The 24,224-nt window shown below is 70.2% G+C and carries 20 protein-coding genes; 5 read left to right on the top strand and 15 right to left on the bottom strand.

Annotation, left to right across the window (positions count from 1 at the left end):
- Window positions 1–136: 136 nt before the first annotated feature.
- From ACWDR3_RS38435 to ACWDR3_RS38460, 6 genes are all read right to left on the bottom strand, one after another.
- Window positions 137–4,045, bottom strand: coding sequence for a lipopolysaccharide biosynthesis protein (locus ACWDR3_RS38435; protein WP_450357226.1), 3,909 nt, complete (start codon window positions 4,043–4,045; stop codon window positions 137–139).
- Window positions 4,038–4,838, bottom strand: coding sequence for a polysaccharide deacetylase family protein (locus ACWDR3_RS38440; RefSeq protein WP_450357227.1), 801 nt, complete (start codon window positions 4,836–4,838; stop codon window positions 4,038–4,040). The genes ACWDR3_RS38435 and ACWDR3_RS38440 overlap by 8 nt, the downstream gene beginning before the upstream one ends.
- Window positions 4,831–5,883: a glycosyltransferase family 2 protein gene (locus tag ACWDR3_RS38445; RefSeq protein ID WP_450357228.1), complete on the bottom strand. Its 1,053-nt coding sequence runs from the start codon at window positions 5,881–5,883 to the stop codon at window positions 4,831–4,833. The genes ACWDR3_RS38440 and ACWDR3_RS38445 overlap by 8 nt, the downstream gene beginning before the upstream one ends.
- Window positions 5,880–6,746 (bottom strand): glycosyltransferase family 2 protein, encoded by an 867-nt coding sequence (locus ACWDR3_RS38450; RefSeq protein ID WP_450357229.1) that lies wholly within the window; start codon window positions 6,744–6,746, stop codon window positions 5,880–5,882. The genes ACWDR3_RS38445 and ACWDR3_RS38450 overlap by 4 nt, the downstream gene beginning before the upstream one ends.
- A 368-nt stretch (window positions 6,747–7,114) precedes the next feature.
- Window positions 7,115–7,630 carry a hypothetical protein gene (locus ACWDR3_RS38455; protein ID WP_450357230.1) on the bottom strand — a complete coding sequence of 172 codons (516 nt, stop codon included), beginning with the start codon at window positions 7,628–7,630 and terminating at the stop codon, window positions 7,115–7,117.
- A gap of 113 nt (window positions 7,631–7,743) precedes the next feature.
- Window positions 7,744–8,952: a S8 family peptidase gene (locus ACWDR3_RS38460; RefSeq protein ID WP_450357231.1), complete on the bottom strand. Its 1,209-nt coding sequence runs from the start codon at window positions 8,950–8,952 to the stop codon at window positions 7,744–7,746.
- Window positions 8,953–9,267: 315 nt separating this feature from the next.
- On the opposite strand from ACWDR3_RS38460, the gene ACWDR3_RS38465 reads away from it, so the two are divergent.
- Entirely contained in the window at window positions 9,268–10,074 is an 807-nt protein-coding gene (locus ACWDR3_RS38465; RefSeq protein WP_450357232.1) for an SGNH/GDSL hydrolase family protein, read from the top strand.
- Window positions 10,075–10,109: 35 nt separating this feature from the next.
- On the opposite strand, the gene ACWDR3_RS38470 is transcribed toward ACWDR3_RS38465, so the two are convergent.
- From ACWDR3_RS38470 to ACWDR3_RS38485, 4 genes are all read right to left on the bottom strand, one after another.
- Window positions 10,110–11,732 carry a protein kinase domain-containing protein gene (locus ACWDR3_RS38470; protein ID WP_450357233.1) on the bottom strand — a complete coding sequence of 541 codons (1,623 nt, stop codon included), beginning with the start codon at window positions 11,730–11,732 and terminating at the stop codon, window positions 10,110–10,112.
- 63 nt (window positions 11,733–11,795) lie between these two features.
- Entirely contained in the window at window positions 11,796–13,544 is a 1,749-nt protein-coding gene (locus tag ACWDR3_RS38475; protein ID WP_450357234.1) for a HoxN/HupN/NixA family nickel/cobalt transporter, read from the bottom strand.
- On the bottom strand, window positions 13,541–15,220 hold the full coding sequence (locus ACWDR3_RS38480; protein ID WP_450357235.1) for a tetratricopeptide repeat protein: 1,680 nt from the start codon (window positions 15,218–15,220) through the stop codon (window positions 13,541–13,543). Before ACWDR3_RS38480 ends, ACWDR3_RS38475 begins: the two co-directional genes overlap by 4 nt.
- Window positions 15,221–15,418: 198 nt before the next feature.
- Entirely contained in the window at window positions 15,419–16,954 is a 1,536-nt protein-coding gene (locus tag ACWDR3_RS38485; protein WP_450357236.1) for a DUF4331 domain-containing protein, read from the bottom strand.
- Between the two features lie 250 nt (window positions 16,955–17,204).
- Between ACWDR3_RS38485 and ACWDR3_RS38490 the strand changes: the two genes are divergently transcribed.
- The 3 genes from ACWDR3_RS38490 (at window position 17,205) to ACWDR3_RS38500 (ending at window position 18,946) form a co-directional block, all read left to right on the top strand.
- Window positions 17,205–17,747, top strand: a complete 543-nt coding sequence (locus ACWDR3_RS38490; protein ID WP_124002580.1) for a sigma-70 family RNA polymerase sigma factor — start codon at window positions 17,205–17,207, stop codon at window positions 17,745–17,747.
- Window positions 17,744–18,550 (top strand): anti-sigma factor, encoded by an 807-nt coding sequence (locus tag ACWDR3_RS38495; RefSeq protein ID WP_450357237.1) that lies wholly within the window; start codon window positions 17,744–17,746, stop codon window positions 18,548–18,550. The genes ACWDR3_RS38490 and ACWDR3_RS38495 overlap by 4 nt, the downstream gene beginning before the upstream one ends.
- 126 nt (window positions 18,551–18,676) lie before the next feature.
- Window positions 18,677–18,946, top strand: coding sequence for a hypothetical protein (locus tag ACWDR3_RS38500; RefSeq protein ID WP_280877754.1), 270 nt, complete (start codon window positions 18,677–18,679; stop codon window positions 18,944–18,946).
- Between the two features lie 132 nt (window positions 18,947–19,078).
- Here ACWDR3_RS38500 and ACWDR3_RS38505 read toward each other — a convergent pair whose 3' ends face one another.
- Together ACWDR3_RS38505 and ACWDR3_RS38510 are read right to left on the bottom strand one after the other, a co-directional pair.
- Window positions 19,079–19,861, bottom strand: a complete 783-nt coding sequence (locus ACWDR3_RS38505; protein ID WP_450357238.1) for an ABC transporter permease — start codon at window positions 19,859–19,861, stop codon at window positions 19,079–19,081.
- A complete protein-coding gene (locus ACWDR3_RS38510) occupies window positions 19,858–20,805 on the bottom strand; it encodes an ATP-binding cassette domain-containing protein (RefSeq protein ID WP_450357239.1) in 948 nt (315 codons plus the stop codon). Before ACWDR3_RS38510 ends, ACWDR3_RS38505 begins: the two co-directional genes overlap by 4 nt.
- A gap of 63 nt (window positions 20,806–20,868) precedes the next feature.
- Here ACWDR3_RS38510 and ACWDR3_RS38515 point away from each other — a divergent pair, with 63 nt between their 5' ends.
- A complete protein-coding gene (locus ACWDR3_RS38515; RefSeq protein ID WP_450357240.1) occupies window positions 20,869–21,585 on the top strand; it encodes a TetR/AcrR family transcriptional regulator in 717 nt (238 codons plus the stop codon).
- A gap of 75 nt (window positions 21,586–21,660) precedes the next feature.
- On the opposite strand, the gene ACWDR3_RS38520 is transcribed toward ACWDR3_RS38515, so the two are convergent.
- The 3 genes from ACWDR3_RS38520 to ACWDR3_RS38530 form a co-directional block, all read right to left on the bottom strand.
- On the bottom strand, window positions 21,661–22,803 hold the full coding sequence (locus ACWDR3_RS38520; RefSeq protein WP_450357241.1) for a type ISP restriction/modification enzyme: 1,143 nt from the start codon (window positions 22,801–22,803) through the stop codon (window positions 21,661–21,663).
- Between the two features lie 40 nt (window positions 22,804–22,843).
- On the bottom strand, window positions 22,844–23,593 hold the full coding sequence (locus ACWDR3_RS38525; protein WP_450357242.1) for a GntR family transcriptional regulator: 750 nt from the start codon (window positions 23,591–23,593) through the stop codon (window positions 22,844–22,846).
- A gap of 26 nt (window positions 23,594–23,619) precedes the next feature.
- The coding region (locus ACWDR3_RS38530; RefSeq protein WP_450357243.1) for a homogentisate 1,2-dioxygenase domain-containing protein at window positions 23,620–24,224 on the bottom strand (605 nt) is incomplete at its 5' end.

Here is a 24,224-nt window from a genome sequence, read left to right on the forward strand (position 1 = left end):
GGCTCCGGTGGTGGCGAGACCCACCGCGACTGCGGACACCTTGGTCTTTTTGCGCATGCTGCCGCTCCCAAGGTCACCAGGTAGTTGACCTGGTGAGCCACGTCGTACAGCTGCGCACGGACGCTTACTTCAACGCCTACTTCATCGTCAGGAACCGTTGGATCAGCGAAGCGAGCAGCACCGCCAGCAGCGGCAGTGAGAACCAGAAACTGCTCTGCAGCCACCGCAGTTGACGCACGCTCGGCCGCACCGCGACCCGTACCACCTCGCGGGTCGACAGCAGGATGATCAGCGCGAGGGCCGCCAGGCCGCCGACGACCGACCACGGCGTCCAGGTGATCTGCGGTCCGATCGGCCCCGGATCCGGCTTCGGCACCGCACCCGCCGGCTGCTTCTTCAGCGAGTACATGGTGACGTCGTCGTTGACCAGGACCTTCTTCAACTCCTGGCGCTGGTCCAGGTTCTGGAGCAGCCGGGGCTCCCAGCTGGCCGAATAGCCCACGTCCAGCTGGAGATACCTGATCTGGCTGACATTGATCATCAGATACGAGTTCGGGCCCGCGTCCTTGAGCGCCTTGACCAGCCCGGACACCAGCACCGGGTCGGCCGGCGCCAGCGTCGGCAGATAGTCGACCCGTTCCATGTCCTTCGCGCCCCAAGGCATCGCGGGCGTCACGTCGTTCACCGGGTCGCTGGTCAGCCACAGCAGGCGTGCCGTCGGCTTGTCGTGGGCGTAGACGTAGTCCATCGCCGCTACCTCGCCGGGGCGCACCCGCTCGAACGGCTCGTTGCCCCAACGGGCCACCAGGAAGCCGCCCATGAGGAGCAGACCCGCCATCAGGGCGGCGAGCGGAGCCAGGCTCACCCGGTCCTTGTCCCGTTCCTCGGCGGTGACGCCGGTGCGCGGGAAGAAGGCGAGACCGGCCAGCAGGGCCGCGCCCGGCACCGCGAACATGAAGACGCGCAGCGCCATTTCGCCGCCGTACGACTGCATGCCGAAGCCCAGGAACGGGACGAAGGTGAGGACCAGGAGCGAGCGCTCGCGGTACTTGTGGTCGCGCCGGCGCCACCAGCCCCAGCAGGCGAAGGCCATCACACCGCCGGCCAGCAGTACCCGCACGTACAGCACGAGCTTGTGGGTCGAACTGCCGCCCTCGATACGGCCGGAGACCGACGAGGAGACGTTGCCGCCGACCCCGCCGACCCCGCCGAACAGGTCCTGGAAGTGCCCGGACCAGTACGGCTCGGCCATGAAGCCCAGCCAGACCGTGACCAGTACGCCGAACAGGATGGGCAGGCCGCGCAGTTCGGACTTGCCGATCAGCACGAGCACGGCCAGGACGCCCAGCATCATGAACGGCGTGAGCTGGTGGGCCGGGACGCTCGCCGCGTACAGGCCGATCAGGACCGCGAGCAGAACTGCCTTCTGCCGCCGGTCGGTTGGCTCCACCTCCGCCTCGCCCGGGCGCATCTTCGTCCAGATCACGCGCGGCGCGCGGAACCAGACCAGCAGGATCGCCACGAACTGCAGATAGAGGAAGTACGTGAAGCCCTGCGGCGAGAAGTAGTCCTGGCCCACCCAGCTGCTCAGGGCGAAGATCCAGATGCCGGTCCACTTGGCCCGCCAGCTCGCCCGCATCGAGCGCACGAGCAGGAACATCGGGGCCAGGTAGAGGAGTTCGATGGCGGTGGGCCACCAGCGGATGACCTCGGTGAGGTCGTCGACCCCGCACGCCTTCGCGACGAACGCGGTCACCGCGAAGAAGCCCGGCCAGCTCCAGCGGGCGTCCAGGTCGGGCACGGCCGAGCCGGTGCGGTCGATGTAGTCGAGGAAGCCCAGGTGCTGCCAGGCGGTCGGGAAGCGGGGTTCGCTCTCGATCACCGCGGGCAGCGCGTGCAGGGACACCACTGTCGCCAGCAGCGTGATCAGGAGCAGCGTCTTGTGCTCCCGGCCGAGCCACAGCAGCGAGGCGAACACCGCGATCAGCAGTGCGGCCCCGACCAGCGTCGGCAGCGGCAGGACCGAGATGAGCCCCAGACCGCCCATCCGGTCCAGGTCGGCGTCGTCGAGGCGGGCCGCGGGCACCCAGTACAGCAGCAGCGCGGCGAACAGGAGACAGCCGAGGACGACCCCGAACCGGGTGGGCTGCAGCCGCTCGCGCAACGACAGGGCCGGCGGCGGCTCGACGGGCTCGGGCACCTCTTCGCGTACGGGCGGGTCGTGTCGTACGACCGATGCGGCCACCGCTCGTACGCCCCCCGAACCCGAACCCGAATCCGAACCCGAACCCGAGTCCCGGTCGGAGTCGTCGTCGGTGTCCGTGTCCGCGTCCGGGCTTGAGGCGAAGTCGGCCTCGAACTCGGCCTCGAACGGGGCGTCCACTTCCACCTCGGCCGGTCCCAGGGAGGCCTCCGAGCCGGGCTCGCGCTCCTCCACCGGCAGTCCGACCTCCGGGTTCTTCGCCCAGGTCGGCCGGTGGTCGGCGCGTACCGCGGGGATGCCGGTGGGCGGGGTGCCGGGGCCAGGGCGCACGTCGGGACGGCGTTCCTGGTGGTCGAAGTCGACGAGGATGCCGAGCGCGAGGGTGTCGGAGTCCAGCGCCCAGGCCGGACCGCGGCGGCGCGGCTGGTCGGTGGCCGGGACCTCGCGTGCCCCCAGGTCGGCCAGGTCCCCGTCGGGTGCCGCGTCCTCGGGGACGGCCGCGGGCGCGGCCTTGAGCGTGCGGTACAGCTTGGGCGCGGCGATCAGGACGATCACCGCGAGCGAGGAGATCTCGGCGACGCCCGCGCCGGTGAGACCCATGCGGGGCAGCAGGAGCAGGGTGAGGCTGAGCACCAGCACGCACAACAGGCCCTGCAGCCAGGCGAGTCCGGCGGTGCGGCTCTGCGCGCGCAGCACCGCGAAGTACGTCTCCATGACGACCCGGAGCACCGCGCCGACCGCGAACCAGCGCAGCAGCGGTGTCGCCGCGTCCGCGTAGCCCGCGCCGAACACACCGAGGATCCACGGCGCCCCGATGAACAGCAGCCCGCAGATCGGCAGCATGATCCGCGCCATCCGCTTCAGCGCGGCACGGGTGTTGGAGGCCAGCCGGGCCGGGTCGTGCGAACCCTCGACGGTCAGCGAGGCGCCCATGTTGATGGCGAGCAGGTTGACCGTGCCGCCTATCGTCGTGGTGATGTAGAAGTACGCGTTGTCCTCGGAGCTGACCTGCGAGGCGATGATCACCGGGATGAGATAGACGACGGCGAGCGAGAACAGCGAGCCGGTGTAGTCGCCGGCGAGGAACCTGCCGATCTCCTTCACTGTCGGCGGCTTCGCCCGGTCCTCGGTGGCCTTGATGTGCCGCGGCACCAGGCGCCGGAAGACCAGCCAGCCCAGCGGCACCACGGAGAAGGCGATCGCGGCGACCCAGGAGGCGAAGACACCGCTCGTGGCGAGCGTCGTCGCCAGAGCCACCAGCAGCCCCAACTTCACCGCGGAGAACACGGTGTTGCCCACCGGCACCCAGGGCGCGCTCCTGAGCCCGGTCAGCACCCCGTCCTGGAGCGTGAGCAGGTTCCAGGAGACGACCGCCACGATGAACCCGATGCCGGTGAGCGGTCCGTGCAGGAAGCGGTACGACGGACCCCACATGTTCAGCGTGAGCAGGAAGATCCCCGCCGCGAACGCCACGACCAGCGAACTGCCCGCGTACGTACGGAAGATGAGGCGTCCGGTGGCCCGTCCGGCGACCGGGATGAAGCGGGCCAGGGCGCCGGTCAGCGTCACCGCGGTCAGGCCCGCGAGGAACTTCATCGCGGCGATCGCGGCGGAGCCCTGGCCGACCGCGGACTCGGAGTAGTAGCGGGCCGCGGCCAGCCAGAAGCCGAGGCCCAGCACGGCGGAGATGCCGGTGTTGAGCATCAGGGCGTAGGCGTTGCGGAACAGCTGGTTGCCGCCGCCCTTGGACCTGCCCATGCCGGGCAGCCGGAGCCGGCGCCCCGACTGTTCGGGCGCCTGGGTGGTGGGCTCTGCCTCGGTCGTGGTCGTCGTGTCAGACACGGGAACGGATGGCCTTCCGGCGGACCTGTCGTGCTCTGCGGACCATGGCGTACCCCTTGGTGAGGGCACGGTCCCTGGCGAAGGTACGGGCGATCGCGCGGCCCTCGACCAGCCGCTCGAACTCCTCGATACCGGTGGTGCGGCGCACGGTGACCCGCCGCAGGGCGTACGGGCCCTGGCGGCGGCGTGCGAGGTCGTTGCCGACGGCGAGCGCCTGGGCGTAGCCCGTCTCGCGCACCGCCCTGCGCACCCGGTGGCTGGAGTAGCCGTACGGGTAGGCGAACGAGGCCGGTACGGTGCCCAGTTCGTCGGTGACGATCTCCTTGCAGTGGATCAGCTCGTGGCGCAGTGTCTCGTCGTCGAGCTGGTCGAGCTGCGGGTGGGTGTGGCTGTGGCCGCCGATCTCGACGTCGGCGGCGGCCAGTTCGCGGACCTGGTCCCAGTCGAGCATGAGGTCCAGGCCGCCCCCGGTGTCGTGGGCGCCCCTGATCCAGCCCGTGGAGACGAACACGGTGGCCGCGAAGCCGTGCTTGACGAGCACGGGCAGCGCGTGCCGGTGCACGCCCTCGTAGCCGTCGTCGAAGGTGACCAGTACGGGACGGGGCGGCAGCGGTCGGCCGTCGCGCCAACATGCCGCCAGATCCGCCGTGTTGACCGGGGCGAGCCCCAAGTCGCCGATGAGCGCCATCTGTTCGGTGAACGCCTCGGGGGCGACCGAGAGTTCGCGGGTGGCGTCGTTCGGCGAGGTGGCGACCGAGTGGTACATGAGGACCGGTACGGGAGTCTCAGCCATGAGAGCCCCCCTCGGCCGCGTGATCCCCCTCGGCTGTCCGTTCTTCTCCGGCCGCGTGCTCCCCCTCGATCTCGACCACGGAGAACGTCGCGCCCCCCTTGCGGGCCCGGACGCTGCCCACCACATAGCCGCCGGCCGCCGTGAGCACCCCGGCGACGATCGCGCCCGCCCGGCCCGCGCCGCCCGGCCGTGCCAGCACGGCGTCGCGCAGACCGCGGGCCACACCGGCCGGCAGTACCCGGGTCGCGTACCGGCGCTCGGACTCAAGTCCCTTGTCCGCGCCGACACTTCGCGCGACCAGAGCCTTGGACAGACCTTCGGCGTACGCACGCGTGCGGAAGTAGCCGAAGTGCTCGCGGGCGTCGGGCACCCGGTGGTGGATCACCGCGCGGTCGTCGATCAGCAGCACCGCGTCGGGCCTGGCGCGGGTGAGACGGATGCACAGTTCCGTCTCCTCGCAGCCCAGCGGCCGCTTGTCACCGTCACGCCCGATGCCGGTCGCGAAACCGCCCGCCGCGTCGAACGCCGTACGCCGGAACGAGGCGTTGCCGCCGAGGACGTTGCGCACCTGGACGCGGCCCGGCGGCAGCCCCCTGTACGTGCAGCCCACCACCCAGTCGAACTCCTCCGGGAACCAGGCCGGACGCCGGCCCGACGCCCAGATCGGCATCGTACGGCCGCCGACGGCCATCACCCGCGGGTCGGCGTAGCCCTCGGCGAAGCGGCGCAGCCAGTCGCGTTCGGCCACGGCGTCGTCGTCGAGGAAGGCGATCACCTCGCCGCGCGAGGCCGCGATGCCGGTGTTGCGTCCCGCGGACAGGCCGCGGGGGCCCGCGTTGGCGAACACGCGGACCTCACCGGACTGCTCGAACTCCTTGTATTCCTTGGTCAGTCGGTCCAGCAGAGCCGGATTGTGGTCGACGACCAGCAGGGTCTCCAGTGCGGGGCGTGACTGCGTACGCACCGAGGAGACCGCCGCGAGGATGTCCTCCCAGCGGTCCTCGGTGTAGACGCAGATCACGACGGAGATGTCGAGATCGCTCAAGACACCTCTCCCTGGACCGAGTCGAGCTTGACCGGGTCGAGTGCGACCGGGGCGGGCTCGACGGCGGCGAGCATCGGGGAGTGGTGCTCCTGGCGGCGCAGTTCACGCCGGTTGGAGCGCTCCTTGAGGATCACCTTGAGCACCCGTATCCCGTCCCGCACGGCACGCAGATTGCTGGTGCCGTGGATACGGAGGTACTCGTGGCTGGGGATCTCCTGCACCTTGAGCCCGGCCTTGACCACCCTGATGTTGATCAGGGTCTCGATCTCGAAACCGGTGCAGTCCAGGGAGATCTTGTCGAGGCAGTGCCGCCAGAACGCGTTGTAGCCGTAGCAGAGATCGGTGTAGCGGGCGCCGAACTTGCGGTTGACGATGGTGCACAGCGCCCAGTTGCCCAGCTTGCGGATGAACGTCATGTCGTCGGTGCCGCCGCCGTTGGCGAAGCGGGACCCCTTGGCGAAGTCCGCGCCCGAGACCAGCGCGGAGACATAGCTGACGATCTCGTTGCCGTCGGCCGAGCCGTCCGCGTCGACCATCACGATGATGTCGCCGCTGCACGCCTCGAACCCTGTGATGAGTGCGTCCCCCTTGCCCTTGCCGCGCTGTTCGACGACCTTGACGTTCGGCCACAGGCCGCGCGCCACCTCGACGGTGTCGTCGGTGGAGTTGCCGTCCACAAGGACCACTTCATGTATCCAGTCCGGAAGTGTCTTGAAGACGTACGGGAGATTCTCCGCCTCGTTCATGGCGGGGATCACCACACTCACCGGTGGCGTGATGGCCAGGTGAGAAGAGATCGGCCGGTACTCGCTGGCTGCTGACGGACCGTGGTCCGTGGTCGCCGGCCGCAGAACAGAACTCATGAGTCTGGTCCCTCTCGTCCGGTGGACCGCCCGCCCCAAGGGCGGCCCGGTTTCGTGTCCGGTTCGAAAGGGGGGTTCTCACCCCTGCGACATGCCGAATGGGTCTCCGAACATGCCGGGCGAGCTGGCAAAACTGGCCGCCTGCCGGAAAAACGGCAGCCGGTCGCGCGGCACGACTCGGTGAAAAGCGGTCACCGAGCACGGCACCCCCCTACCGCGCCCCGCGCCGGGATCCATCGCGGTCCTTGAGCCCTCCCCTAGAGCCGCTAGATGATGGACCGATGCGGGTGAGATGTACGACGGTATTGATGATTGAACCTGTATGGCAAGACCTGGAACGTGGCCTCACGTTTTTGTTGGTTTGACCGTTACTGAACTTTGTCCAGTGTTTCCGAGCGTCCGTACAACCGTCGGGCCAGTACCGGTGCGAACACCAGCAGACTGATCACGGTCACCGCGACGACCCCGCCGCGGACGGACCATCGGTGTACGGCCAACATCCCTTGGGCCACAAGCATGTTGACCACGATCGCGCCGGCGATCGCGGCCAGCACCCGGCCGAAGGGCTCCAGCCCGCGCAGCGCCACGGCGATGGCCGTGGCGGGAGCGGCGAGCAGGAAGAAAAGGGTGAGCGGGCCGCGCAGAGGTGAGTCGGTATCGGTCAGCGCGAGCAGCGCGCCGAATCCCCCCACGGCCGTGGCGGCTCCCGCGAGCAGCGGCGTCAGGTCCCTCCCCGGACCTGGTCGCGCTCGCTCGGTGCCGTCGGTCGGAGTTCTCTTGAGACGGATGGTCTGCATTGGCGACTTTGCCCCCCAGCGCGCCGGATGCCGGGCTTCAATGTCGCGCAGTACTAGACGGGGCGTCAAGATGCGGAAGGTGTTCACGTCATTTCTTGGGCAGCCCCTGAACACCTCTGTACTCGGACGGCTCAAACACGCGTTCCCCGGAGGCGTGAACTGCCTCCGGGGAACGGTCGTTCGGGTACCGCGGTGCGGTGTTACGGGACGAGCTTGAGGAGCTTGTTCGGTGAGCCGGTGCCCGCGCTGGTGACGACGTTCGACGTGGCGCCGTTCACCAGAGCCGTGGCGACCGCGGCCGGGGTGGCCGAGGTGTGGCTCGCGAGGTAGACGGCCGCGGCGCCCGCCACGTGCGGGGTGGCCATGGACGTACCGGAGAGGGTGGCGGTGGCGGTGTCACTGGTGTTGTAGCCCGCCAGGATCGACGAGCCGGGGGCGAAAATGTCCAGAATCGAACCGTAGTTGGAGTAGCTCGCCCGGGCGTCGGCGCTCGTGGTGGCGCCGACCGTGATCGCGGTGGCGACACGGGCCGGGGAGTAGGAGGAGGCGTTGGCGCTGCTGTTGCCCGCCGCGACCGCGTAAGTGACGCCGCTGGCTATGGAGTTGGCGACCGCGGTGTCGAGGGTGGTGGAGGCGGAGCCGCCCAGCGACATGTTGGCGACGGACGGCGTGGTGTGGTTCTCGGTGACCCACTCGATGCCGTCGATGACACCCGCGGTGGTGCCGGAACCGCTGTTGTCCAGCACCCGGACCGCCACGATGTTCGCCTTCTTGGCGACGCCGTAGGTGGTGCCCGCGATGGTCGTGGCCACGTGCGTGCCGTGGCCGTTGCCGTCGGAGGCGGTGGTGTCGCCGTCGACCGCGTCGTAGCCGTAGGAGGCCCGGCCGCTGATCTGGGTGTGGGTGATGCGCACGCCGGTGTCGATGACGTACGCGGTCACGCCGGCGCCCGCGGTGTCCGGGTAGGTGTAGGTGCCGGACAGCGGCAGCGCGGCCTGGTCGATGCGGTCCAGGCCCCAAGGAGCGCTGGACTGCGTGGTGTCGGCCAGCTGGAAGCGCTGGTTCTGCTCGACCGAGGCCACCGACGGGTCGGCGGCGAGTCTCTTCGCCTCGGTCGCCGTCAGGGTGGCCGAGTAGCCGTTGAGCACGGTGTCGAAGGTCTTCTTGACCGTGCCGCCGTACTCCTTGATCAGCCCCTTGCCCGCCGTCGAGGCCGCCTTGAGGCCGGCCGTCTTCTTCAGCGTGACGATGTAGCTGTCCTTGACCGCGGTGGGGGAGCCGGCGGCAAGGACCTTGCCCTCGGCCGGCGCGGCGTGGGCGGGGAGTGCGGTGAGTCCGCCGACGAGGGCGGCGGTCGCGAGGCCGGTGACGGCGGCGAACCGGAGCTTCTTGCTACGCAGTTGTGCCATTACGAGGGAGTCCTCCTCCAGGCTGCGCGCGCCTGGGTCGGGCGCGCGACTGTGGGGGGTGCGCGCGTCGTCGCGCACACGGCCCGGAACGTCGCGTTCCCGTTCAAGGCTGCGTAAAGCGTCGACCATCTACGTGCGTAGAACAAGGGAGTTGAAAGGCTGTCAATAAATCTGTCATGGGCACGTAATCAAACGCATGGCGAACGCACAGGGTGGGTGTCGGTACCAGCGGGAAAGTCTTGACATGAGCACTTCCCGTCGATGCGCGTAGTTGGTACGACGGTTACGGCAGAGATCCTGCTAAAGGGAGGTTCCATGAGACGTTCCCGAATTGCGGTCTTCGTGATCTCCACTCTCCTCGCCGCCGGCACGGCCCTCACCGGGGCAGCGGCGGCGCAGGCGTCCCAAACCGCCGCCGCAGGGGGCTATGTGGCCCTCGGCGACTCCTACTCCTCCGGAGTGGGAGCGGGCAGCTACATCGGATCCAGTGGCGACTGCGATCGCAGCACCAAGGCGTACCCCTACCTGTGGGCCGCCGCCCATTCACCCTCGAAGTTCGACTTCACCGCGTGCTCGGGTGCTCGTACGGGTGATGTTCTCTCCGGTCAGCTGGGTCCGCTCAGCACGTCCACGAGCCTCGTCTCCATCACCGTCGGAGGCAACGACGCGGGCTTCGCCGACGTCATGACGACCTGCGTGCTCCAGTCCGACAGCTCCTGCCTCTCCCGGATCAAGACGGCGAAGGCGTACGTCGACTCCACGCTTCCCAAGCAACTCGACACCGTCTACACGGCGATCCGCAGCAAGGCGCCCAACGCGCACGTGGTCGTCATCGGCTACCCCCGCTTCTACAAGCTCGGCACCACCTGTGTCGGGCTCTCCGGGACCAAGCGCAGCGCGATCAACGGCGCGGCCGACTATCTGGACACCGCCATCAACAAGGCCGCCGCCAACCACGGCTTCACCTTCGGCGACGTCCGCGCCACCTTCACCGGGCACGAGCTCTGCTCCGGCAGCGCCTGGCTGCACAGCCTCAACCTGCTGAGCATCTCGACGTCGTACCACCCCACCGCGGCCGGCCAGTCCGGCGGCTATCTGCCCGTACTGAACAGCGCCGCCTGACCGGCTCCGGCCGCGTCCCGACCATCACTGGTCCATCACTCGTCCGGCGACTCGGACGTACTGGCGGAGGCTCCGCCCGACGGAGTCTCCGCCACACAAGTCACCGTGAACGGCACCGAGTTGGACTTCTTCTCCACCGGAGACCGCACCTCGACACTGATCGAGTTCCGGAACGTCCCGGTGCTGTCGTACGTCGTGATGAACGCCTTGTCCTGCTTGGTCTTCCCGCCGCCCTCGGGGAAGGACATGGTCTTCCAGCCCTGGTCCATGACCTGCCCGTCCGCGGACACCCACCGATAGCTCACCTGCGCCGGCAGCTTGCCCACCGTGATCGTCGCGGTGAACGTGGGCGCCTGCGCGCTCGGCGGCGGACAGCCCCCGGAGTAGTCGGTGTTCGCCCCCGCCAGCGAGACCTGCACCGACTGCTGGACGGCCGGACTCGACGAACTGCTGCTCGCGCTCGGCGTGGAACTCTCCTCGTCGCCACCGGAATCGGTGGCCGTGGCGCTCTGCGAGGTCCCGCCCCCGGTCTTGGTGCTGGCCCCCGAGTTGGCCGAACCCCCGTCGCCGTCACCGTTGTTGAGCAGCGCGTACGTCAGTCCGGCCAGCGCCAGCGCCAGGACGACGGCGCCCACGATCAGCGCGACGGCGGCCCCGCGATTGCGCTCAGGCGGAGTGGCGGGCGAGGTCGTCGTGCTCCCCGGCCCCGGGACGGGCTGCGTCGGGGCCGCGGCCGTATACGGCTGGGACGGCGTCGACGACTCCTGCGACGGATAGCCGATCGTCGTCGGCGGATACACCGGCGCCTGCGCCATGGGGGCGTCGACCGTGCCGCCCGCGGCGATGATCCGCAGATCCCGCTCCGCCTGCTCGGCCGGCAGCCGCTCCGCCGGATCCTTGCGCAACAGCGCCTCGATCACCGGCGCGAGCGGACCGGCCCGGTGCGGGTACGGCAGCTCCTCGTCGACGATCGCACGCAGGGTGTTGAGCGGAGTCGCCTGCCGGAAGGGGGAGTTGCCCTCGACGGCCGCGTACAGCAGCACGCCGAGCGACCACAGGTCCGACTCGGGACCCGGGGTACGCCCCAACGCCCGCTCCGGGGCGAGGAATTCGGGCGAGCCGATGACCTCGCCGGTCATGGTCAGCGCCGAACTGCCCTCGACCATGGCGATACCGAAGTCGGTGAGCACCACCCGGTCGTCGTTCGAGATCAGCACGTTGGCCGGTTTCACGTCCCGGTGCAGCACCCCGGCCGCGTGCGCGGCCCGTAGCGCGGCCAGCACCTCCGCGCCGATGTGCGCGGCGCGCTGCGGACTCAACGGGCCCTCGATGTCCAGGAGTTCGGCCAGCGAGATGCCGCGCACCAGCTCCATCACGATCCACGGCCGGTCGTCCTGCATCGCCACGTCGTACACGGTGACGACATTGCGGTTGGCGACCCGGGCCGCGGCCCACGCCTCACGCTCCAGGCGGGCGTACATCCGCGAGATCTCCGAGGAGGGCAGCCCGGCGGGCGCGCGCACCTCCTTGACGGCGACCTCGCGGTGCAACAGCTCGTCGCGGGCGCGCCACACGGTTCCCATCCCGCCCTCACCGAGGGGCGACAGAAGCCGGTAGCGGCCGGCGATCACACGTTCACTGCCCGGTTCTTCGGACACGGGCGTCCCCCCATAGCATCCGCGCGATGTCTCCACTCCGCGTCATTTGTGCCCAAAAGTAGCTCAGCCGAGTGCGGATGCCGCCCCCTTGAGCACCAATCCGGCCCCGAGCGCCACGACCAGCAACGCCGACATCAGCGGGGCGGACCTGCGCAACAGGGTCGTCATCGGATGGCTCGTCAGGCGCGGGCGTTTGTCCAGCACCCGAGTCATTCCGGTACCCAGCTTCACGACGGCGAATCCAGCCGCCGTCAGGGTCAGCGCGAGCCCGACGCCGTAGGCCACGACGAGCAGCAGCCCGAACCAGGCCTGACCGAGCGCCATCGCGCCGACGAGCACGACGACGGCGGACGGACTCGGCACGAGCCCACCGGCGAAGCCGAGCAGGATCGTGCCCCGCACGGTGGGCGCGATGGCGTGCGTGTGGGTGAAGCCGCCGTGACTGTGTTCGAGGGGGGAGTCGGGGGCGGGGTGGTGGGGGTGGTCGTGGGAATGGGGGTGCGGGTGGGGATGAGGGTGACTGTGGTCGTGGGTGTGGTGGTCGTGATCGTGATCGTGGTGGTCGTGAGTGTGGGGGTGAGTTTCGGTGGTGGTGGTCGCGGTGGGGGTCTCGGCGTGCGCGGAGTGGGCGGAGACCAGCACGAGGGCACGTTCCTCGACCTTCTCGGCCGCGGGCTCGTGCGGATGCGTATGCGGGTGGTCGTGATCGTGCGTGTGCCCGTCCCCGTGCCCGTGGCCAGGACCATGCCCGTGTCCGTGCGTACGGTTCCGCCAGGCCCTGCGTACGAGGGTCGCGCCCGCGAAGAGGACCAGGACACCGCTCGCGATGCCCAGCCAGGCGATCACCGAGGGGGTCGCCGCCGAGCCGGCCGTGACCAGCAGGCCCAGGGCGACCACGCCGAGCGTGTGGGTGACCGTCACCGAGGCCGCCAGCGGCAGTACGTCCTTGAGGCGGGCCTTGCCCCCGCGCGCGGCCGCCGTCGCCGCCATCAGGGTCTTGCCGTGGCCCGGGGCCAGCGCGTGCATGGCGCCCAGGACGACCGCGATCAGCAGGGCGAGCGCGGCGAAGCCGACGGTGAGGTCGTGCCGGGCCACCAGGTTGTCCAGGGCCCGGGTCCAGCGGTCGGCGCCGCGCGGCAGCACGGAGGCGCCGGGGGCGGCCTGGTCGTCCTCGGCCAGTGCCGGTCCGCCGGGGCGCACCCGCAGGGACGCGGTCGCGGTGTCGGCGGGGGAGGAGAGCAACTCCTTGGGGTAGCTGGTGAGTTCGTGGGAGACCGAGGTCTTCGGTACGTCCGTCGCGGTCAGCGTCATCCGATCGCCGCGCGCGGTGATCTCCCGCCAGCCGGGCCCGGAGGTGGCGCCCGCGCTGTGGAAGCCGAGGGCGACGGTCTCGCCCTTGGGCAGCGGGGCCGTGAGGCGGCACTCCACGCGCAGGGTGTCGAGGCCGGCCTGGCCGGGGCGCACGCGCGCGTGGCTGGTGCCGACGGTGAGGTCGGTGGCGCGGCCGTCGACGGTGACCTTGCTGCCGTCCGCCGCCTTCTCGCACCGCTGCCGCGCCCACTCGGTCATGCCGAGCCGCTTGATGTCCGGCTTGGCCTGGGTGGCGGGGATCTCGGCGAGGTCCTCGACGTGGTCGACGCGCAACTGGCCGGGGGCGGCGACGAGTCCGTCGTAGCGGTTGACGGTGAAGTTGCCGAGGGGGTGCGCGCTCGCGGCGCCGGAAGGGAGCAGCACGAGCGCGCAAGCGGCCGTGAACACGGCCGTGCAGGAGGCGAACAGGCGGCGGTGCGTCCTCGCGCGGCGGGGTGTCACTTGACCGCCTCCAGTGCCTCACGGGCCGTACGGGCGCCCAGGGGCGAGAAGCCGGGGTTCAGCTTCAGGGCCGCCTTCAGGTGGGCGCGGCCGTCCTTCGCGTGACCGGTGGCCAGCTCGATCATGCCGAGGTGGTAGATGAAGGAGGCGTTGCGGTAGCCGGTGGCCGTGGCCTGCCGGGCGTACGGCAGGGCCTCTTCGTCGTGGCCGTTGACGTGCAGGGCCCAGGCGAGGGCGTCCGCGGTGTGCACGGTGTGCCGGCGGGCCCATTCGGCGCGGGCGGCGCGCAGGGCCGCGGCCTTGTCGCCGTGGTCGGCGGCGGCGAGCGCGGTGTCGAGGTCGGCGTTGACGCCGTTGGCGCGGGCCAGCGCGACCCAGGCGCCGACGAGGGCGTACTGGTCGGCGGCCTTCATCCGGTCGCCGTCGGCGCCGCGGTCCTCGTAGAGCTCGCCGAGTTCGACGAGCGGGCCCGGCAGCGGGTAGCGGGCGACGACCTGCTCCATGCCCTTGACCGCGCCGGCCTTGTCGCCGGTGGCGTACAGGGCGCGGGCGCGGCCCTCCAGGGCGGGGAGGTAGTTCTCGTCGGCGGCCAGGGCGCGGGCGTAGAAGGTGAGCGCGTTCTTGTAGTCGCCCTGGTTCCAGGCGAGTTGGCCGAGCTGGGCGGCCACGTAGGAGATGTCGCCGGGGGAGGTCGCGGTGGTGAGCGCCTGTTCCAGGACCCGGCGGGCGGTCTTCACGTCGCCGCGCAGTTCGTGCACGTACGCGTAGCGGGTGAAGACGGGGACGCCCGGGCGGCGGGTGTCGGCGATGTCGGCGGCCTTCTCCGCGTCGGCGTAGCGGCCGAGTTCGACGAGGGCGTCGATGCGGGAGGAGAGGGCGTTCGCGCTGTAGGGGTTCTCCTTGAGGACCTGGTCGGCGTACTTCAGGGCGTCCTTGAAGTCGTGCCGGGCCGCGGCGAGGGCCGCCTGGCCGGTGACGGCCGCCTCGTTGCCGGGCTTCACCTTCAGCGAGCGGGCCAGGGCCTTCTCGGCCTGCGGGTAGCGGGAGGGGTCGCCCTTGGTGCGGGCCTGCTCCACGTAGGCGAGTCCGAGGGTGGCCCAGCTGCCGAAGTCCTTGGGCTGCGAGCGCAGTTGGGACTGGAGCGAGGTGATGGTCGCGTCGATGTCACCGCTGGACAGAAGCGCCGGCGACATGGCGCTCGGCGCGGCGGCGACGGTCGTCCGGCCGCTGTCCTGCATGGCTCCGACGGCGATCGAACCGGCCGTGAGGGCGATGGCCAACAGCACCACGGAACCGCCGAGTTGAGCCGCGCGCCACCGTCGCCCGACGGCCCCTACGCGCCGCACGGCGGCGACCCGCTCGTCCTGGGCGGCGGAGGAGGCCTCGGACTTGACGGAGTCCCCGGAGACCAAGTGCAGTTTCGGCACGGCCCGTTGCTCGGTGCCGGCGGCCTTCGCACCGGCGGCTTTGATCCCGGCGGCCTTGGCGGCCGTGGTCCTGGTGACGGCGGTCTTCGCGCCCGAGGGCGGTGTCGCGTCGCCGCTCGGGGACTTCGTGTCCGTCGGTGCCGGCTCGCCGGTGGCGGGCTCGGTGGGCATGGCCTCGGGGTCCGAAGAGAGGGGCGGCGCGCTGCCGTCGGTCCTCGTCGGCTCGGTGTCGTTCGTACGCGGGGCCATGCCCTCTCCTCGATCGGAATGCGGTGAACGGAAGTCGTGCGGCGCGGCCCGCGCCGTGGGGGATGAGTACGAGCGGGCCGCGCCAGTCGGTGGGTGGGCCAGGGTTCGCGGATCGGGCGACACCGCTTCAAGAGCCGCCCGATCCGCCACCTCCAGGGCCGAGTCGGAGTGACCTCGGCCCGGCCATGAGGAGCCGGTCTAGTACGCCCGCTCCCGCATCCGGCGCCACCACATCAGGCCGCCGCCGATCAGCAGGATGCCGAGCGCGCCTGCGCCGGCGGATCCGGCGATCAGTGCGGTGTTGTTCGAGGTGGAAGTGCCGGCCGGCTGCAGGGCGTCGCCGAGCTGGTTCTTGACGTCGGTGCCGCTGCTGGTGCCCTTGGCGAGCGGACCGCGCGAACCCGAGGTCGGCTCGGCCACGTACGGGAAGTACTTCTCGAAGCTCTTGTCGTTCTTGTCGACCGCGTCGCCCAAGTCGTTCTTGGAGCCGACGAGTTCACCCTCCATGACCTGGAGCGCGGCGTCGATCACGTCGTCGGTGAGCCGACGCCCGTTCGGGAAGCCGCCGTTGTCGCCGTCCAGGACACCGAGCCGCTTGGGGCTCTTGGTCGCCGGGATCGAGGTGTTCAGGCGCAGCATCTCCGACGGAGTCGCGTACGGCTGCTCCTGGTTGAGGCCCTTGACGCCCGTGAGGAACACGCTGACGAGGTCGTTGCGCGGCTCGGCCGGCGCCTTGATCTTGTAGATCGCCTCGATGAGCTTCGGGATCTCGGGCTCGGTGACGTTCTTGAGGAACTGCGCGTCGTCCTTGGGCTGGGACGCGTTGAACTTGTCCTTGTCCTTCTGCGGGTTGACGACCTCGTTGACCAGCGGGTTGCCCAGGCGCGAGACCTGGGAGTAGTAGCCCTGCGCGTTCTTGCGCTGGGTCGTCGAGTAAATACCCACGGTGGGACGGGACTTCGACTGCCGGATCAGGTCGTTCGGCACCTGGAGGGCGATCGTGTTGACGTTGTAGCCCTTGAGGGTGTCGTTGCCGACCTCGGAGAGGTTGCCGCCGTACAGCAGGTCGAAGACGCGCAGATCCGCGAAGAACGGGTCGTCGGCCTGGCCGGCGAAGGTCGCGCCGCCCTGCGAGGTCTTGTAGATCGCCTGCGAGCGCAGCTTCGCGTAGTCCGGCATCGACGCCTTGCCGACGTTCGACGGCGCCGCCGGGATGTCGTCGGCGATCCGGGTCTTGTACGACTGCTTGCCGTGCTTCAGCCGGATCAGGTCGATGTCGTAGGACTGCGTGATGTTGAGGTCCGGGTCGGTGAGGCTGGTCACCGGACCCGTGTTGTACAGGAACGTCTTCTTGTTCTTGATCTGCGTGCTGAAGGTGTAACGGAAGATCAGGTCGTCCAGTGCGTCACCGTTGTTGTCGATGTGCAGGTCGTACTGGGCGTCGTCCGCGAACTGGTAGAAGTTCGGGCCGCCGGCGGGCTCCTCGAACGGGATCCAGTTCGCCACGATGGTCGTGGTGTTCGCCTTGTCGGGGCTCGCGAACGCGTACAGGTCCGTGTTGTCGTACTGCGGAGTCCCCGAGATCAGGGGGGCCTCCCGGTGGGAGGAGGCCGAGGCCACTCCCGGTTCCAGCGCGGCCGTACCGGCGGCCGCGAGCCCCCCGGCGGCCAGCGCGCCGCATATGAGGGCCGCGATGTTCCTGCGCCCCGCACCGCTCCTGGAGATAGGTGTCATGCCGTCCGTCCTCAGTGCCAACTTGCCTGACGAACGCTGATTCGGAGCGGTCGGCAGGATGGATTGGTCGAATCCCAAACGTTCTTACGGCGGACTCGGACGCCCGTTTCAGCGGACCGGGAATCTTGTTTGGTCGGCCGCGGACCCGCGTTTCGGGCAGGCTCATCCGTAACCCCATCCGGAGGTGCGTTCGTTGCGAATGCCTGGTGTGACAGGACGGGGCCCATGCGGGCGGGGAGAGGGAGACCGAGTGGAGGCGGACGAGCTTCTGGTGCTCGTGGCGGGCGGCGACCAGAAGGCATTCGAGGAGCTGTACGGACTCGTGTCCGGTCCGGTGTTCGGACTGGTCCGACGCGTCGTGCGCGACCCGGCGCAGTCGGAGGAGGTGTCCCAGGAGGTGCTGCTCGAACTCTGGCGCTCCGCGGGCCGGTTCGACCCCGGGCGCGGCAGCGCGCTGTCCTGGGTGCTCACCCTCGCCCACCGCCGGGCCGTCGACCGGGTGCGCAGCGCCCGCGCGGCCGGCGAACGCGAACAGCGCGAGGCCCAGCGCACCAACGGCCCCGCCTTCGACCACGTGGCCGAGGAGGTGGAGGCCGGCATGGAACGCGAATGGGTACGCCGCTGCCTGGACCGCCTCACCGCCCTGCAGCGCCAGTCCGTCACCCTCGCCTACTACGACGGCTACACGTACCGTGAAGTGGCCGAGCGGCTCTCGCTGCCGCTGGGCACGGTCAAGACCCGGATGCGCGACGGACTCACCCAGCTGCGCAAGTGCCTGGGAGGTGTCGCATGAGTCTGTTCCGCCGAGAGGATCTGCACTCGCTCGCCGCCCCCTACGCGCTCGACGCCCTGGACCCCGCCGAGCGGGCCCGCTTCGAGAAGCACCTGCGGACGTGCCCGGTCTGTGCCGCCGAGGTGCGGGCGCTGACCGAGGACGCCGTCCGGCTTGCCTGGTCCACGGCCGCCCCGCCGCCGGCCGCGATGCGCGACCGGGTGCTGGCCGCCGTCCGCACGACTCCCCAAGTCCCCGCCCCCGTGCGGGAGCAGGCGCGGGAGCACAAGCCGCAGTTGCCGCCGCATGTCTGGGGCGTGCAGCCGCCGCCCGGGCGCGTGCGCGAACGCCGTCCGTTCTTCGTGCCGTTCGCCACCGCGACGGCCGCCGCTGCCCTCGTCGTCGCCTCCCTCTTCGCGGTGCAGGCGAACCGGACCCAGGACAAGCTGGACGCGGCACAGGCGCAGTCGCGTGAGATCGCCCACGTTCTCGCCGCGCCGGACGCGCGGGCGAGCACCGGCAAGGACGCGCAGGGCCGCAGTATCGGCGTGGTCGCCTCGGCCGAGGAGGGGAGCGCGGTGGTGACACTCAGCGGATACGACGATCTCGCGAGCGACCGCGTGCACCAACTGTGGCTCATGCGCCCCGACGAGCAACCGCGCTCCCTCGGCCTGTTCAAGGGCGACACGCCCTTGGTCGCGTCCGGTCTCAACAAGTCCGCAACATCACTCGCTGTGACCGTCGAGCCGGACGGGGGCTCAGCGCAGCCCACCAGCCAGCCGATTGTCCAACTCGCCCTGAAATCGGTTGGATTCGGAGAGTGACGAGAGAGGAGTCGTCAACCTCCTTACGGGGAAGGTGAATCCTGTGACCGCGATACACGAGTGCCCGGTTGGGGCGATAGGGTTACCCTGCCCGGGCCGGGTGGACTTGTACGGGTGGGGAGTGACATGGATCAGATAACGATGCACAGCAGGGCCAGGGTCCCTGCGATCACGTGCGGGAGCAGCGCGACCAGTTCGCGTCTCGACCGCCATCTCTCGGTGCTGGCGGGCCCTGCCGTGCCACAGCGGGAGACGGCGGAGGCGACCTCGTTGATGCTTGAGCTCACCGCTCGCGACACCACCAAGACCCGTAGCGACCAGGGTGCGCGTGTGCGCCGGGTCTCGCTCTTCGCTCCGCTGCGCAGGCTGCGGCGTTCGCTGTTCGGGGGCCGCTGAGTTCACCGGCGTCCCTCGAAAGCCGTCATCGAGGGACCGCGTCCGTGCCGGGCGCGTGTCCGGTTGTCTCTCGGTACCTCCCACCCGCTCCGTACCGAGAGACAACACCCGGATTCCGCATGCCCGTTGAGGTCAGCGCTCCCCGTGCGCGTACCGCCGCACGGCCAGCGGCAGGAACACCGCGATCAGCACCGCGCACCACACCAGTGACCCGGCGACCGGATGTGCGACCGGCCACGCGGCCCCCTCGGGCACCGGCGCGTTGCCGAACAGGTCCCGCAGGGCCGTGGTCACCGCGCTGATCGGATTCCACTCGGCGATCGTGCGCAGCCACCCCGGCAGCCCGTCGGTGGGGATGTACGCGTTGGACAGCAGCGGCAGCATGAAGGTCGCCCCACCCAGCTGCCCCGCCGCCTCCTCGCTCCGGGTGAGCAGCCCGAGGAAGATCCCCACCCAGGTCGTCGCGAACCGGAACAGCATCAACAGCCCCACGGCGCCCACCGCTTCGAGCACGCTCCCCTCGATCCGCCAGCCCACCGCGTACCCCACGAGCAGGAACGGCACGGTCCCCGCCGCGGTGACGACGACGTCCGCGAGCGCCTGTCCGAGCGGTACGGCGGCCCGGCTGATCGGCAGGGTGCGGAAGCGGTCGGTGACACCCCGATGGGTGTCCTGGGCCGCCTGGAACATGCCGGTCATGATCCCGTTCGCGGCCGTCGCCACCAGCAGCCCCGGCACCAGGAACGACCGGTACTCCCCGCCCGGCATGGCCAGCGCGCTGCCGAAGACGTAGCCGAAGAACAGCAGCATGCTGATCGGCATCGTCTGGGTCAGGATCAGCAGCCCCGGGTTGTTCCGTATCCGCCGCAACTGGCGGCCCAGCAGGGCCGTTCCGTCGTACGCCAGCGCACTCATGCCACTCGCTCCTCGAAGTCGGCGGTCAGTTGCAGGAACACCTCGTCGAGCGTCGGTGGCCGCAGGCTCGCGTCGAGCAACGGCACGCCCGCCGCGTCCAGTTCGCGCACCAGGCGCGGCAGGGTGAGTGTCGTGTCCCGCGCGACCGCGCCGACGGCCACCCGCTCGTGGTCGAACGTCGGTTCCGCACCGGTGAGTTGGTCGAGCACGCCGGCCGCCTTCACCAGGACGTCCCGATCGGCGACGACGACCTCGACGTACGCGCCGATGAGCGCCTTGAACTGCGCAGGCGACCCCGTGTGCGCCACCCGTCCCCGGTCCACCAGCGCGATGTCGTCGGCGAGTTGGTCGGCCTCCTCCAGGTACTGCGTGGTGAGCAGCGCCGTCGTGCCGTGCCCGGTGAGCTCGCGCACGGCGTCCCACACGAGCGCGCGACTGGCCGGGTCGAGCCCCGTCGTCGGCTCGTCCAGGAACAGCACCTCCGGACGGCGCACGAGACTCGCCGCGAGGTCGAGACGACGGCGCATCCCGCCCGAGTAGGTGGACGCGGCCCGGTCGGCGGCCTCGGACAGCCCGAACCGGTCGAGCAGTTCGCCGGCCCGCTCGGCCGGTCCGCGCACCCGGTGCAGCCGCGCGAACAGGCGCAGGTTCTCGCGTCCCGTGAGGTCGCCGTCGACCGACGCGTACTGCCCGGTGACGCCGATGCTGCGCCGTACCGCCGCGGCCTCCCGGACGAGGTCGTGCCCGGCGATCCGGGCCGAGCCCGCGTCCGGCCGCAGCAGGGTCGTCAGCAGCCGTACGGCCGTGGTCTTGCCCGCCCCGTTCGGGCCGAGGACACCGCAGACCGTGCCCCGGGCGACCGCGAGGTCCAGGCCGCGCACCGCACGCACCTCGCCGAACCGCTTCTCCAGACCTTCACTAAGTACAGCGTACGTAGTATCCATGGCCCGACCATAGCGCACTACGTACGCTGTACGTAACTACGATGGTGGGCGAGGTGATGATCGATGGCGGGCCGAGCGGCCGTACCCGAAGTGATCTGGGCCCGTCCCGAGCGGACGGGCCGGGGGCCGAAGCCCGCGTACAGCCGTGCGGACATCGCGGCGGCGGCGGTGCGGGTCGCCGACGCGGACGGGCTCGACGGGGCGTCGATGCGGCATGTCGCGGCCGAACTGGGCTGCGGGACGATGTCGCTGTACAACTACGTCCCCCGTAAGGAGGACCTGTACGAGCTGATGGTGGACGCGATCAGCGGCGAGCACGAGCTGTGGGAGCCGACGGGGGACTGGCGGGGCGACATGAGGCGGGTGGCGCACCAGACGCGTTCGCTGATGCACCGTCATCCCTGGCTGCCGCGGCTGATGTCACCGGTGTACGGGTTCAGTCCCAACGCCCTGCGGTACCTGGAGCACTGCCTTGCCTGTCTGGACTCGCGCGAGGATCTGACCTACGGCCTGAAGATGCAACTGGTCGGGATGCTCAACGGTGTGGTGACGACGTATGTCGCCAACGAGTTGGCCACGGCTGAGCGTTCGCGGTCCTTGCCGTGGTCGCCGGAGCAGGAGGGTGAGGTGCGGATGGCGTACCTGTTCGGGCAGGTCGCCACGGGGGCGTATCCGCGGATGGCTGCCGCCTTTTCCGAGGACGCCGGGCCGATTGATCTGGAGGCGGTGTTCGATCTGGCGTTGGAGCGGGTGCTGGATGCGTTCGCGCCACGGGGGTGAGGCCGTCTTGCGAGTGCCGGCCGGATGTGGCTGGTCGCGCAGTTCCCCGCGCCCCTAGGTTGGCGGATGCCGCCGTTAGATAAGTGCGAACTGTCCTTCGGGGCCCTCTTCGTGGTGGTCCAGGACCGTTGCCGGGTGCCGTGCGGACTCCGGGGGCGGGAGGATGCCCGCCGTGCGTAGCTCCTTTGCCGTGATGGTGTCCTCGACCTTCAACTCCTTCTGCTGATCCCGCACTTCCGCCAACAGGGTCAACACCGTGATGAGCTCCAGGAGTTCGGACGTCCAGGTCTGTTGCCAGCCCGGTGGGCGGATCGCCGCGAGGGTGTCTCGCTCTGCGTCCTCCGCTGTTCGTGCCGTGAACCAGTGCTCCAGGACGCGGACTCCGGGGGGCGTCTCGAAGTCCCAGGCCTCGGGTGGGACCGGGGAGACTCGGCCCTCGTCCAGGTGGAGTGTCTCTTCCTCGCGGTCGTAGTGGAGGGTGAGGGGGCGGGCCGGGAGCGGGGCGCGGACGTAGGGGCGGCGGCCGCCGGGGAGCTTGGGGCGGTCGCCGTCGCGGTGCAGGAGCCAGAGTGCGCGGTGGCCCAACTCGACTCCCTGAGCCCAGAGTTCGGGGTTGCGGGGGAGCGGGACGGTGAGGTCGGGGCGGATCGCCGTCAATGTCCAGGCCAGGAAGTCCGCCGGATCGGGGGAGTGGCCCAGGTGCGCCAACAGCCCGGGTGCCAGGTTGGGTTCTGTGCCGCCGGGGCGGCGGTACAGCGGGCGGATGCGGCCGGGGCGCAGGAGCGGGATCAGCCGGGTCGTCAGTGGCGGTGCGTCCGGTACCTCCACCACGAACACCTGGTGTTCGTCCGCCACGCGCCACAACTCGGGGCGGGCCGCGTCGATCAAGCGGTGGTCAGGGATGAGCCACTGTTCGTCGAATGCGGCGGCCAGGACTCGGACCGGTTCGGCGGACGGGCCGGACGCGCGGAACAGCTTCTCCGTGCCGCCCGGCTGTCCGGGCAGCTGCCCGACGGCCGTGTGCAGGGTGCGCGAGCGGGTCGGTTCGAACAGGGCTTCCCGGTCCGGCCCTTCGGCCTTGACCAGGGCGTCCCAACGCGCCTTCAGGGAGGCCGGGTCGGGGCCCGTCGGCCACCCCCGGCCGAGCCGCGGCGGTGCGACGGACCACGGCATCAGGTCCGCCAGCGGCGGAGCGTCGTCGTGCGTCACGCTGGGCATCGTACGACGAGCCGCCGACAGCCTGCCTGGGCCGCCGGGCTCATGTGGCGTCCAGGGTGACGGTGAAGGAGAAGCGGTCGCCCCGGTAGTGGATCACCGCCACGTCCAGCACCCGGCCCGCGCTGTCGTACGTGATGCCCGTGTAGTGCAGGATCGGGCTGAGCAGCGGGACTTGGAGCAGCCGGGCCGTCTCCGGGTCCGCGAGCCGGGCCTCCACGGTGTCCGTGATGCGGCTGATGTCCGCCCCGACGACATCCCGCAGCACCTTCGTCATCGGCCAGCGCACCAGCTCGTCCGGGTCGAAACGGGCGGCCAGTTCGGGCCGGATGTGGTTGTGCGCGTGGTTGGTCGGCTCGCCCGTCTTCTCGTCGGCGCGCAGTCGGTGGTACGTCGCCACCTCGTCGAGGTCCGGGAAGTGCTCGGCGAGTTCGGGCGGCACCGGTGAACTGCCGTGCGCCAGCAGCTCGGTGACCATGCCTGACTGCTGGGCCACGATCGCGTCGACCGAGCCCAGCAGCCGAACCGGCGTGCCCCGGCGGGCGGTCGGCTCGATGAACGTCCCCCGGCGGCGGTGGCGCGTGATCAGGCCCTCGTCCTCCAGCTCCTTCAGCGCCTGCCGCATGGTCAGCACGCTCACCCCGTAGTGCCCCGCCAACTGCTCCTCGGTGGGCAGCCGCAGCGGGTCCTGGGGCGCGCGGCCCAGGATCGAAGCGCGCAAGGACTGCGACACCTGATACCAGAGCGGCAGCTTGCGGTTCAGGACGATCGAGTCCGGGGCGAAGGAGGTCACGGGCTATCCGTACCGGTCGTCCGCGATCAGTGCAATGGGCGGAAGTGTCGCTCCATGCCCTGCCACACGTCGTCGTAGTGCCGCTGGAGGTGCTCCGCGCGGGCCGCCTGCGCGGTCAGTGTGACCGGCCAGCGCGTCTCGAACATGAACGCGAGGCCGTCGTCCACCTTCTGCGGCTTGAGCTCCGCCGCGCTCGCCCGGTCGAAGGTCTCCCGGTCCGGACCGTGCGCCGACATCATGTTGTGCAGCGAGCCGCCGCCCGGCACGAACCCCTCCGCCTTCGCGTCGTAGGCGCCCTCGATGAGCCCCATGTACTCGCTCATCACGTTCCGGTGGAAGTACGGCGGCCGGAAGGTGTCCTCGCCCACCAGCCAGCGCGGCGCGAACACCACGAAGTCCACCCCGGCCAGACCCGGGGTGTCCGACGGGGACGTCAGCACCGTGAAGATCGACGGGTCGGGATGGTCGTACGAGATCGTCCCGATGACGTTGAAGCGGCGCAGGTCGTAGACGTACGGCACCAGGTTGCCGTGCCAGGCGACCACGTCGAGGGGCGAGTGGTCGTAGGTCGCCGTCCAGAGGGTGCCGCAGAACTTGTTGACCACCTCCACCGGGCCCTCGACGTCCTCGA

It is taken from the genome of Streptomyces sp. NPDC001002, from assembly GCF_053599215.1.

Coding starts and splice junctions, on each gene's coding strand:
- ACWDR3_RS38440 (WP_450357227.1), bottom strand. CDS start 4,838: ATGGCTGAGACTCCCGTACCGGTCCTCATGTACCACTCGGTCGCCACC.
- ACWDR3_RS38450 (WP_450357229.1), bottom strand. CDS start 6,746: ATGAGTTCTGTTCTGCGGCCGGCGACCACGGACCACGGTCCGTCAGCA.
- ACWDR3_RS38460 (WP_450357231.1), bottom strand. CDS start 8,952: ATGGCACAACTGCGTAGCAAGAAGCTCCGGTTCGCCGCCGTCACCGGC.
- ACWDR3_RS38465 (WP_450357232.1), top strand. CDS start 9,268: ATGAGACGTTCCCGAATTGCGGTCTTCGTGATCTCCACTCTCCTCGCC.
- ACWDR3_RS38480 (WP_450357235.1), bottom strand. CDS start 15,220: ATGGCCCCGCGTACGAACGACACCGAGCCGACGAGGACCGACGGCAGC.
- ACWDR3_RS38485 (WP_450357236.1), bottom strand. CDS start 16,954: ATGACACCTATCTCCAGGAGCGGTGCGGGGCGCAGGAACATCGCGGCC.
- ACWDR3_RS38495 (WP_450357237.1), top strand. CDS start 17,744: ATGAGTCTGTTCCGCCGAGAGGATCTGCACTCGCTCGCCGCCCCCTAC.
- ACWDR3_RS38500 (WP_280877754.1), top strand. CDS start 18,677: ATGGATCAGATAACGATGCACAGCAGGGCCAGGGTCCCTGCGATCACG.
- ACWDR3_RS38505 (WP_450357238.1), bottom strand. CDS start 19,861: ATGAGTGCGCTGGCGTACGACGGAACGGCCCTGCTGGGCCGCCAGTTG.
- ACWDR3_RS38510 (WP_450357239.1), bottom strand. CDS start 20,805: ATGGATACTACGTACGCTGTACTTAGTGAAGGTCTGGAGAAGCGGTTC.
- ACWDR3_RS38515 (WP_450357240.1), top strand. CDS start 20,869: ATGGCGGGCCGAGCGGCCGTACCCGAAGTGATCTGGGCCCGTCCCGAG.
- ACWDR3_RS38520 (WP_450357241.1), bottom strand. CDS start 22,803: ATGCCCAGCGTGACGCACGACGACGCTCCGCCGCTGGCGGACCTGATG.